The sequence below is a fragment of the Arthrobacter sp. TB 26 genome (genome assembly GCF_000427315.1).
In the GTDB taxonomy this organism is placed as follows: Bacteria; Actinomycetota; Actinomycetes; order Actinomycetales; family Micrococcaceae; genus Arthrobacter.
Genome location: NZ_AUPJ01000254.1, coordinates 3935 through 4764, shown reverse-complemented (window position 1 = coordinate 4764; position 830 = coordinate 3935). Strand labels below are relative to the sequence as shown.

General features: G+C 66.9%; 2 pseudogenes (both running past the window's edge). One reads left to right on the top strand and one right to left on the bottom strand.

Annotated elements, in window-relative coordinates:
* Window positions 1–83, top strand: a pseudogene (locus K789_RS0109280) (SRPBCC domain-containing protein) (it extends 418 nt beyond the left edge of the window).
* Between the two features lie 175 nt (window positions 84–258).
* Here K789_RS0109280 and K789_RS22725 read toward each other — a convergent pair.
* Window positions 259–830, bottom strand: a pseudogene (locus K789_RS22725) (LacI family DNA-binding transcriptional regulator); it runs 450 nt beyond the window's last position.

The window sequence follows — 830 nt, the reverse complement described above, 5'->3', positions numbered from 1 at the left end:
CCGCAACACGCGCGGACTATGCCACCGGCTGGCCGGGAGTGCTCGACCGGTTCGTGCGCTTTATGGGTGGGCCCGGCGCCTGAGGTCCCCGGACTACAGAGGGAAGCGCTCCTGCCCAGTTCTTGTGCTGACAAGCACTTGGCACCCCGCGGCTTCCCCGGATTAGAGGGCTTTTCTGCCAAAGCCACCAGGTGCCGCACCGAGCAACTGGGCAGGAACGCGGCCCCGAAGGGGAAAGCCCCGGAGCCGGCAGGACAGCTAGTGCAGCGGCACCGTATCCACGGGCGGAACAGCCGTGCTGGAACGGATCACGAAGCGGGTCGGATACTCGGTGTCGGCCGCCTCGGCGTCCCCCACACCGTCGAGCCCGTCGAGCAGGCGGCGGACAGCCAGTGCACCCTGGCCGCGTGCGTCCTGGTCGATTGTCGTGAGGCCAAAAACCTCACCCAGTTCGTGGCCGTCAATGCCGATCACTGAGAGGTCGTGGGGCACATGGAGTCCGAAGTCGCGGGCGGCAAGAATTGTGCCGATCGCCATTTCATCGGACGCCGCGAACACTGCTGTGGGACGGTCAACGGAGCCGCCGAGCAGCTGCCGGGCGCTGGCGTATGCCCCCTGGATTGTGAAGTCGGCGGAAACCTGCCACTCGGGACGGATCGCCATTCCCGCGTCACTCATGGCCTTTTTGAAACCGGCCTGGCGGGTGCCCGGCAGGCGGAAGTCCTGCTCGTAGGCGGCATCGCCGGTCATGTGGGCGATCTTGCTGTGGCCGAGCTGGATGAGGTGGCGGGCAGCGGCCTGGGCGATCCCTGAATCGTCGATGCGGATGG